The organism is Alcanivorax sp. HI0083 (assembly GCF_001635175.1).
This window is the reverse complement of sequence record NZ_LWFX01000498.1, coordinates 1-455: the sequence shown is the minus strand read 5'-3', so window position 1 is coordinate 455 and position 455 is coordinate 1. Positions and strand designations below refer to the sequence as shown.

The 455-nt window shown below is 65.3% G+C and carries 1 protein-coding gene; it reads right to left on the bottom strand.

From position 1 onward, the window contains the following. Positions 1-65: 65 nt before the first annotated feature. Positions 66-455: uracil-DNA glycosylase family protein (locus tag A3754_RS05125; RefSeq protein ID WP_231880493.1), on the bottom strand; the 390-nt coding region annotated here is incomplete at its 5' end.

Sequence of the window (455 nt, the reverse complement as noted above, 5' to 3'; positions counted from 1 at the left end):
TATTGCGCGCTACAAGCCCAGGGAGCCGGCCCTGTCGGAAACAAACCGCTAATACATCAGCCTTATCATCCCGCAGGCGGTGCCTGCATAGCGGTGGCAACCTGTTCACGCAGCACCGGCACCACCTCGTCGTTAAACCAGGGCCGCTGGCGCAGCCACAGGCGATTGCGGGGGCTGGGATGGGGCAACGGGAAAAACCCCGCCTCCAGCGCCCGGGCAAAATGCCGCACATTGTCGGTGAGGGTTTTACCCCGCTGCGGCAGGTAATAGCGTTGGGCGTACTGCCCCACCAGCAACGTCAGGCGCCGGTTCGGCAACTCCGCCAGCAACCGGTCGTGCCATTGGGGGGCACATTCCGGGCGCGGCGGCAGATCACCGCCCTTTCCGCGCCCCGGGTAGCACAGCCCCATGGGCACAATCGCCACCTGGTCCGCGTCGTAGAACGTTTCAGGGCT